Raw genomic sequence first — 9707 nt, forward strand, 5'->3', positions numbered from 1 at the left:
ATAGACGGGATCATGCCAGCATGGGTTTCAGGAACTGGCCAGTATGGGAAACCTCCATTTCAGCTACCTCTTCAGGGGTTCCCGTAGCAATAATCTGGCCTCCACCGTTACCACCTTCTGGCCCTAAATCCACAACCCAGTCTGCGGTTTTGATCACATCCAGATTGTGTTCGATCACCAGTACAGTGTTGCCATGATCACGCAGGCGATGAAGGACTTTGAGCAGCAGCTGAATATCTTCAAAGTGAAGGCCAGTGGTTGGCTCATCAAGAATGTAGAAAGTTTTGCCGGTATCCCGCTTGGAAAGCTCTTTGGCGAGTTTTACCCGCTGGGCTTCGCCGCCAGACAGGGTTGTCGCGTTCTGGCCGAGATGAATATAAGACAAACCAACATCCATCAGGGTTTCCAGTTTGCGTCTCAAAGCAGGAATGGCATCGAAGAAGGGCAGGGCTTCTTCAACGGTCATTTCCAGCACTTCATCAATGCCCTTGCCTTTGTATTTCACTTCCAGAGTTTCACGGTTATAGCGCTTGCCTTTGCAGACATCACAGGGCACATAAATATCCGGGAGGAAGTGCATTTCAACTTTGATAACACCATCACCCTGACAGGCTTCGCAGCGTCCACCCTTCACGTTAAAACTGAATCGGCCGGGTTTGTAACCGCGGGAGCGGGCTTCTTGAGTGCCGGCAAACAACTCACGAATTGGCGTGAAAATACCGGTGTAGGTTGCCGGGTTGGAACGTGGAGTCCGGCCAATCGGGCTTTGGTCAATATCGATACATTTATCAATATGCTCAAGGCCGTCGAGGTTTTTCCAGGGCGCTGATTTCAGTGTGGTGGCACCATTGAGTTTCTCTCCCAGAATCGGGTAAAGAGTACCGTTCACCAATGTAGATTTACCAGAACCAGATACACCTGTAACACAGGTCAGCAGACCAAGAGGTACTTTTAGCGTGACATTTTTGAGGTTATTGCCGGTACAGCCAGATAGTGTGAGCTGGCGCTTTTTATCTACAGGGATACGTTGTTCTGGAATGTCTATCCGACGTGCGCCAGACAGATATTGGCCGGTAATGGAATTTTCATTGGTCATGACTTCTTCAGGTGTTCCGCTGGCAATAACCTGCCCACCGTGAACACCCGCGCCGGGGCCAATATCCAGAACATAATCTGCAGTGCGAATCGCATCCTCATCATGTTCTACAACAATGACTGTGTTTCCCAAATCACGCAGACGTATCAGGGTTTGTAAAAGTCGATCATTATCTCTTTGGTGCAACCCGATAGAAGGTTCGTCGAGAATATACATAACACCCACAAGGCCAGCACCAATCTGGCTGGCCAAACGAATACGCTGGGCTTCACCGCCTGAGAGCGTATCGGCACTGCGGTCGAGAGTGAGGTAGTTCAAGCCAACATTGTTCAGGAAAGTCAGGCGATCTTGAATTTCTTTAAGAATTTTGGAGGCGATTTCTCCTTTCTGCCCGGAAAGGTTCAGCGCACTAAAGTGTTTAAGAGCGTTTTCTACGGGCAGGCAAGTGATTTCCGGAAGAGTGGTTTCTTCTATAAAAACATTGCGCGCTTCTTCTCTCAAACGTGTGCCCTTACATTTTGGGCAGGATTGCGTGGCAACGTATTTGCTCAAGTCTTCCCGTACAGACTGGGATTCGGTGTCTTTATAACGGCGCTCAAAGTTCGGGATGATGCCTTCAAAACGATGGCGTTTTTTGTAGATATCTCCCCGGTCATTGATGTAGCTGAAATCGATCAGCTCATCACCGGAGCCATGTAGAATAATCTGCTGATGCTCACCCGACAGTTCTTCAAACGGTGTGTCGATAGAAAATTCACAGTGCTGGGCCAGCGACTTGAGCATATGGAAGTAGTAAACACTGCGGCGATCCCAACCCCGGATCGCCCCTTCTGCCAAGGTGAGTTCTGGGTTATGGATAATTCGGTCTGGGTCAAAGAATTGTTTTACTCCCAAACCATCACAACTAGGGCAGGCACCAGCGGGGTTGTTAAAAGAGAACAACCGTGGTTCAAGTTCATTGATGCTGTAACCACATTCCGGGCAGGCAAAACGAGCAGAGAAAACAATATCTTCCGCTTCGCCATCCATAAAGCTAACGACAGCCAGGCCATCTGCTAATCCAAGAGCGGTTTCAAAAGATTCGGCCAAGCGAAGTTGCAAGTTATCACGAACCTTAATGCGGTCCACAATCACTTCAATGGTGTGTTTCTTGTTTTTTTCCAGAGCGGGAACGCTGTCGAGATCCGTCACAATGCCGTTAATGCGGGCACGGATAAACCCTTGGCTTTTCAGTTCACTGAATACATGAACATGTTCACCTTTTCGTGCGCGAACCACTGGGGCCAGCACCATCAGTTTCGAACCTTCTGGCAGCGCGAGAACCTGGTCAACCATCTGGCTGACAGTCTGAGCTTCCAGGGTGTGGCTGTGTTTAGGGCAACATGGTGTACCGACACGGGCAAACAAAAGGCGCAGGTAGTCGTAAATTTCGGTAATGGTTCCCACTGTGGAGCGAGGGTTATGGCTGGTGGACTTCTGCTCTATCGATATTGCAGGAGAGAGCCCTTCAATATGGTCAACATCTGGCTTTTCCATCATTGAGAGGAACTGTCTGGCGTAGGCCGAGAGGGATTCTACATAACGGCGCTGACCTTCAGCGTATAAAGTGTCGAAGGCCAAAGATGACTTACCGGAACCGGACAAACCAGTGATAACAATCAGTTTGTCGCGAGGCAGGTCAATATCTATATTCTTGAGATTATGAGTGCGCGCGCCACGTACGGTGATGGAATCCACAAAATAACTCCCACTGAGAACCGGACGATTATAAAGCAGGCGCGCCTGCGAAGCATTCGGTAAGTATTTATCTAACGTAATTTCTCTTGGTCTTCTTCAATTTCTAACAGTCGTTTTGGGTGCATGCCGTTCACCATGCCCATAAACGGGCCAAAAATGCTGTAACCCAACATGCGGCGAATGTTCTCGCTGCAATCTCGGACTCGTTTTTTGGGAACCGATAAAGAGAAGTTTTCCTGCTGGCGGCACCAGGGTTCACAATACTGGGCTGTTATTGCAAGCCGCGCATTCGGTGATTTGTTCTCTCCGCCACCATGCCAAAGTGTTCCCAGAAAAAAGACGACTGACCCGGCTGGCATAACAACGGGTATCTGTTGTTCTTTTTCCTTTGCTGTTGGGGCTTTATTTCCCCACTTATGACTACCGGGAATCACTATGGTGGCGCCATTCTCTTCAGTAAAATCATCAATGGCCCAGATGGTGGCGGCTCCCAGCGGTTGGCGTGGCCGAGGTACCAGATAGAAACCATCATCAGCATGAAGAGCCTGCGGGCTTTCACCGGACAGGATATTGATGGCCTGCAATTGCGATAGAAGGTAATTGGGGAGAAACAGTCGATCAAGCAGTTCCAGAATAATGGGGTGCTCAACCAGCGGATCGCAGCAATGGGTTTTATTCAGTACGGAATAAAGCCTTTGGGTTTTTAATCCTTCAAATGGGTTGCGTCCGCAGTGATCGCTGAATAACTCCAACAATTCTGAACGTATATGGCTGACCGTGCCTTCGGGCAGTACGTTTTTAAGAATGATATAGCCGTTTTGATCCAGCTCTTCGAGGAGAAAGCGAATAAGTTGTGGATCGATCTTGTCATGTTTACCAGCAGTAGACTGATACTTGCTGGCCCACTCTTTTGAGGTGTAGTCGGTGATATTAGAGATAAAGCTCATATTATTATTTCTTTTGTTTGGGCAACGTATTAGGGAGTGTTCACGATTAAATATCGCACAGAGTCGCATATTTAATTGTGAACACACCCCAACAATAGGCTAAGTTACCTATAACGGTTGTTTGAACTACACTGCCAAAACCTCCTACCTTTGGAGAGGTTGTTGTGCAATATCAAGCCTTCAAACAATTTATACATTCCATTTCGACGTTAACTGCACAGCAGAAGAATATTCTGCGTGATGCTCTGTCTGGCAGTGAAAGCTACAAGCTCTGGGGGCTGCGCGAAGGCCGCTGGTGTCGTTCATGTTCTCGCACCTGTAACGCGTTCACAGGCACGCCGTTAGCCAGATTACGACATCCTGATTCGCTCACGAGTCGGCTGCCGCCAAGCTTGGCTTTCCATTGAAAGAACCTGTGACGTCATCAGGGCAGCATGTTCTTGATGGTATTTTTCATATCCAGCATGTGAACGCCTATCACAGTCACCTCAAACGTTGGATCAATGGTCTTTTCAAAGGCGTGGCAATGAAATATTTATCGCGCTATCTGGGCTGGAAACGATTTGTAAAGACACATATCTTCTCAGAAGAAAGTTTAGATCAGGAGGCATTTAACCCACAGTTAATGTGAACAGAGCCGTCAGGTTGATGTGGCATTGAATCTGGGGTAATTCAGATTATGTATTTCAAGACCTGTCATGAATGCGGGCTTGAGCAACAGGTTAATCCTGTTGCTGGCCGGTATCGTGCGCTCTGTTCTCAATGTGATGGAGTACTTATCAGTTATCGACCGGGTTTCTCTGAACGAGGGCTTGGCTTTGCTCTGGCAGGTTTGGTGATGTTGTTTCTTTCTGCAGTGTTTCCTTTCCTTTCTTTGGAAATTGCAGGTCGTAGCCAGAATATGACCTTGTTTTCCGGATTAGAAACTGTCTGGGGGCAGGGTTATGAGTTTCTGGCTCTGGTTATCGGGCTGATGGTTCTGGTTCTGCCCGCAGTACTTCTGCTGCTTATTGTTTACTTTCTGCTGTTGTTCCGCTGGATGTACAAAGCTCCTTCCCACAGTGCCTGGGTTGGTCATGTACTGGAATGGTTTACTAATTGGAATATGGCAGATGTGTTTCTTATCGGTGTGCTGGTTTCACTGGTAAAACTTTCTTCTATGGCCAGTGTTTACCCGGGATTGTCGTTTATTGCTTACAGTTGTTTCTGTATCTGCCTGGTAGGTGCGTTATCCACTCTTGACCATCATCAACTGGAAGAGTGGCAGGATCAGGAGTCTGAAGGTTATAGTGAAGAATACAGTAACCCCAAAGCCATGCTTCAACGCTGCTGGGCTCTGTTATTCACGGCTGTTATCTGTTTTATACCTGCCAATATTCTCCCTGTCACCATTACCACAAGTGTTGGGCAGACTTATCCCGGAACGATTCTGGATGGGGTGATTGTACTCTGGGGAATGGGTTCTTACCCGGTCGCCAGCGTTATTTTTATTGCCAGCATTTTTGTTCCAGTTGCCAAGATTCTCGCCCTGACTTATCTGTTTTCCAGTGTGCAGTTCGGGATGGAAGGACGACAGCGAGAGCGAACCACTATCTATCGTTTAACCGAGTTTTTCGGGCGCTGGTCGATGATTGATGTTTTTGTGGTTGCCATGCTGGTGTCTCTTGTTCAGTTCAACAATATTGTTGCGTTTTACGCGGGTCCTGCTGTGTACGCATTTCTTGCTGTTGTTGTGCTCACCATGCTGGCGGCCGAGTGTTTTGATCCTCGTCTCATCTGGGCTGACAGTCAAAGGAAAACAGCTTGAAACAAAGTGAAGGTGACACCACCTCTGATTCTGGGAATGCTATTGCAGAAGCACGGATTGAGACCGGGCGCAGAGTTTCTGTTCTGTGGATTCTTCCACTGGTCGCACTGTTGATTGGTGGCTGGATGCTGTGGAGTTACTACTCCAGTCTTGGCCCGCAGGTGACTATAAGTTTTGAAACCGCCGATGGTATTGAGGCTGGCAAGACTCAGGTGAAATACCGCAGTGTTGTTGTTGGCCAGGTAACCGCAGTCCAGCTCAATAAAGAGCTGAATGGTGTGAAAGCTACTGTGCAAATGACCGCGGAAAGCAAAGACCTGATGCGTGACGACAGCCGGTTCTGGATTGTACGTCCCAGGGTGTCTGCAGGTGGTGTTTCAGGGTTGAGCACATTGTTGTCCGGAACTTATATAGAAATGAGCCCGGGGAAAGAAAAGCTGACTAAAGGTGTGTTTATTGGTGATGAAACCCCTCCGGTTTCTGATCTTAATGCCGAAGGCTTACGAGTTACTCTTTACAGTCAGGAAGCCGGTTCACTGGGAGTTGGCGACCCCGTTCTTTACAGTGGTTTTCGGGTTGGTCAGTTAGAAGATATAAGCTTCGATTTGAAAATCAGGAAAATCCGCTATCAGTTGTTTATTCATGCTCCATACAGTGACTTGGTTACAGATCAGACGCGCTTTTGGAACACCAGTGGCTTTGATTTGAAGGCTGGGGCCAGTGGTATTCAGCTAAGAACTGGAAGCCTTGAATCCCTTATTAGTGGTGGTATCGCTTTCACTACACCTGAAGGTACTCCTTCTGGCAAGGCTGTTCAGAATAATCATCTGTATCGACTGTACGCAGACTTCTCCAGCATTAATGAGCGTGAGTATGCTGGCGGGTATGATTTTGTCCTGCTCTTTGATGAACCGGTTAGAGGTTTGCTGCCAGGTGCTGCTGTTGACTATCGGGGCATTCAGATTGGTGTTGTTGAACGTATTGCTTATGACTTGATGGATGATGTAATTGGTGATGATAGTTGGGCAATTCCTGTTGTTATTACTATCCAACCTGAACGCTTTAACAGCAGTCGGAAGAAACCGTCTGGAAAAGAACTGGTAGCAGATATGCAGCTTGCAGTTGAAAAGGGATTACGTGCTTCTTTGAAGTCCGGCAACCTGCTGACAGGAAGCCTGTATGTTGATATGGATTTCCGGGCTGATGCTTCTAAAACTTCTATGAAAATCAAGGAGTATCAGGGCTACCCTGTTATCCCTGCAGAGAAAACAGGGCTTGCTCAGATTGGCGACCAGGTCAGTAATCTTCTGGTTAAGTTGAATTCCTTACCGCTTGAGAAAACCCTGAATGAACTGCAAAACACCCTTGCACGGGCAGAAGAACTTCTTGGGGCCAGTAGTACCAGGCAAGTTCCTGACAATATAAACGACACGATGGATGCAGCCCGCAAAATGCTGGAAGGGTATTCTGCAGATGGCGAAGTTTATGGCGCACTGAGAGATTCCCTGGGCCAGTTGAAAACTCTGATCTGGCAGTTGCAGCCTTTGGTCAAACAGGTAAACCAGCAACCCAACACATTGATTTTTGGCAGGACTCCAGGGCAAGACCCTGAGCCGGTTGGGGAGTAATAAAATGTTTAAGAAATCATGGGCTATCGCTTTATGTATTCTGACTGGCTGTGTTTCCCAGACACAGGCCCCTATCTATCTGTTGCTGGATCAACCTACCATTTCTGTGCAACAGGCGCGGGGGGATTTGGAGAAGGTTGATGTCAAAGTTTCTTCTTATCTTCAGCAACCTCAGCTTGCTATCTCAGCGGGAGACCACCGGATTCAGTTCAGTGACAACTATCTTTGGGCAGAACCTCTCGACACAGCTCTAACTGCCGCACTAAAGCAACAGCTCGAACAGATCCTGCCTGCACGCAAAGAGAAAACCGCCAATGTGAGTGTGTTTGTTCGTCGCCTGAATTTTAGGCCTGATGGGCAGGTTCAGATGACTGGAGAATTTACCGTTGATCTATTGGGGCAGAAGAATCGATATCCCTTTAACTTTGTGAATAGTTCTGGCACTTCAAACTATGCGGATATGGTTGGGAGTGTACCGAGTCTTGTGAAGCTATTAGCTGAGGATATTGCAGAAAAACTGTAGGTGTCTTGCCAGCAAGAAACCAGAGGTTGTTACTTCTTGCTGGCTTATTCACGATGAAAGTCTATTTCTACTATTCCAGTTAAGAAGATATAAACGTAAATGTTTTTCAAGGTAGCCCTGATTGGGTTTGGTTGTTTGTGAATCAAGATACATAGATCAATTGTAAATTATTAAAATGATAAATTAATGATATTGATTCTTGTTTGTTAATTACTATCATCAACAAAAGTTGATGATAGTAATTTGTTTAAAAATCAACTAGTCATATTTTAAAAATAAATTAATAAAAACATGCCTAATTCGATCTTTTTTTATCTTAGAGGGTTAAATTTATTAACTACACGTATACGTAGTTAACACCTCAGGTCGTGTTAGTGACTTGCGTCAATTCAACAATAAAAAAACTAATCAATAATCGTTGAGCAAAATCAAACAAGGCCAATCATTAAGCACCGGATTATCGGAAGTTAACCGATAGCTTTTGATTTTGATTGTGATTTTGATTTTCAACTGAATCCGATATTCCTGACATTCTCAGATGGCTTCTGGGAGGAGAAAGTACCTTGGATGCCAGCCTAACGATAACCAGTGCTACAGCGTTTATGGCCGCTCTCGGTGGAGTCTTGGCGATACTGCTGGTATTGGCGAACAAACGTCTTTATGTCTATGAAGACCCCCGCATAGAAGAAGTTGAAAACATGCTGCCCAAGGCCAACTGTGGTGCTTGCGGTCAGCCTGGCTGCCATGCTTTTGCTGAAGGTTTGGTAACTGGTGATTTTCAACCCTCCCAGTGCACTGCGAACAGTGATGATATGAATCAGCTGATCGCCGACAATCTTGGCGTAGCCATGAGCGCACAGGAAAAACGTTTGCCCCGTCTGGCCTGTGCCGGCGGTAATCACGTGGCCTGGCAGCGTGCACGCTACAAAGGATTGGACAGTTGCCGTGCCGCCGACCTTGTTGCCGGTGGTGGCAAGGGCTGTAGCTGGGGTTGTCTGGGATTGGGAGATTGCTCCCATGTGTGTAATTTTGATGCGATCTCTATGGATGCCAATGGGCTGCCCGTAGTCGACGAAGAAAAGTGCACAGCCTGTGGCGATTGCGTAGACGCCTGCCCACGTTTCCTTTTCTCCATTCATCCTGTCAGCCACAAATTGTGGGTGGCTTGCAAGAATCTGGAGCATGGGGAAAAGGCAGAAGAAGATTGTGATGTGGCCTGTAACGCCTGCACCCGCTGTGTTGCTGATGTAGCAAGTGGTTTGATTGCTATGACTAACAATCTTGCCACGATTGATTACTCACAAAATAACAAAGCAAGCCGTGATGCTATTCAGCGTTGCCCAACAGGTGCAATTGTATGGATGGAAAATGGCAAGGTTGTTAAAGGCGATGCCGCCAGGAAAGTGATCCGTAAAGATCCCTTAAGGGCAGCCTGACTGTTTGCTGACAATTTCGTGAAGTTTGATTGACTGTTTTTATTCTATCCCCCGAAGAAAACAGCCTGGTGATGAAACAGACATTTAATAGTGACGATTTTTGAGTCGTTGTTTAAAGCCTCTCCCCCTTCGATGGTGGTTTAGTAAGTGTTTGTTTGATTTCGTGATTACTCCTTAGATGGCGGTATTTGATACGGCCAGTTAACTTGGGTAGACACCGTGACTAAAGAACCTGACCACAAAACGACTGGTAAAACAGTAAAATACCCCGGAACCCGCATGGCAATGGACGGCAACACTGCCGTTATCATGTGTGAGCGGGAAGCCTCTGATGCTGCTGGCGCATACCCAATTACCCCATCTACCCAGATGGGTGAATACTGGGCGATGGAATCCGCCAAGGGCCACGTAAATGTTGGTGGTCGTCCACTGATTTTTGTAGAGCCTGAATCCGAACACGCCGCTGCTGCTGTAACTGCAGGTATGGCCATGAGTGGTCTGCGTGCCACTAACTTCTCTTCCGCCCAGGGCAT

At 47.2% G+C, this 9707-nt stretch carries 7 protein-coding genes and 1 pseudogene; 6 read left to right on the plus strand and 2 right to left on the minus strand.

Annotated elements, in window-relative coordinates:
* Nucleotides 1–10: 10 nt before the first annotated feature.
* Both uvrA and QMA35_RS14545 read right to left on the minus strand, forming a co-directional pair.
* Nucleotides 11–2833 carry an excinuclease ABC subunit UvrA gene (gene uvrA, locus QMA35_RS14540; RefSeq protein ID WP_281647880.1) on the minus strand — a complete coding sequence of 941 codons (2823 nt, stop codon included), beginning with the start codon at nt 2831–2833 and terminating at the stop codon, nt 11–13.
* 71 nt (nt 2834–2904) lie between these two features.
* Nucleotides 2905–3780, minus strand: coding sequence for a phytanoyl-CoA dioxygenase family protein (locus QMA35_RS14545; protein WP_281647881.1), 876 nt, complete (start codon nt 3778–3780; stop codon nt 2905–2907).
* A gap of 445 nt (nt 3781–4225) precedes the next feature.
* On the opposite strand from QMA35_RS14545, the pseudogene QMA35_RS14550 reads away from it, so the two are divergent.
* From QMA35_RS14550 to QMA35_RS14575, 6 genes and pseudogenes are all read left to right on the plus strand, one after another.
* A pseudogene (locus tag QMA35_RS14550) lies at nt 4226–4411 on the plus strand (hypothetical protein); the annotation flags it as partial.
* Nucleotides 4412–4459: 48 nt separating this feature from the next.
* On the plus strand, nt 4460–5587 hold the full coding sequence (locus QMA35_RS14555; protein WP_281647882.1) for a paraquat-inducible protein A: 1128 nt from the start codon (nt 4460–4462) through the stop codon (nt 5585–5587).
* Nucleotides 5584–7215 carry an intermembrane transport protein PqiB gene (gene pqiB, locus QMA35_RS14560; protein ID WP_281647883.1) on the plus strand — a complete coding sequence of 544 codons (1632 nt, stop codon included), beginning with the start codon at nt 5584–5586 and terminating at the stop codon, nt 7213–7215. The genes QMA35_RS14555 and pqiB overlap by 4 nt, the downstream gene beginning before the upstream one ends.
* 4 nt (nt 7216–7219) lie before the next feature.
* The gene (locus tag QMA35_RS14565) at nt 7220–7738 is read left to right on the plus strand and encodes an ABC-type transport auxiliary lipoprotein family protein (protein WP_281647884.1); all 519 of its coding nucleotides are present in this window, start codon (nt 7220–7222) and stop codon (nt 7736–7738) included.
* A 563-nt stretch (nt 7739–8301) separates the two neighbouring features.
* Complete coding sequence (locus tag QMA35_RS14570; RefSeq protein ID WP_281647885.1) at nt 8302–9174, plus strand: RnfABCDGE type electron transport complex subunit B; 873 nt, start codon at nt 8302–8304, stop codon at nt 9172–9174.
* A gap of 219 nt (nt 9175–9393) precedes the next feature.
* A partial coding sequence (locus QMA35_RS14575; RefSeq protein WP_281647886.1) for a hypothetical protein occupies nt 9394–9707 on the plus strand: 314 nt, incomplete at its 3' end.

The sequence above is a fragment of the Parendozoicomonas sp. Alg238-R29 genome, assembly GCF_947331445.1.
GTDB lineage: Bacteria > Pseudomonadota > Gammaproteobacteria > Pseudomonadales > Endozoicomonadaceae > Sansalvadorimonas.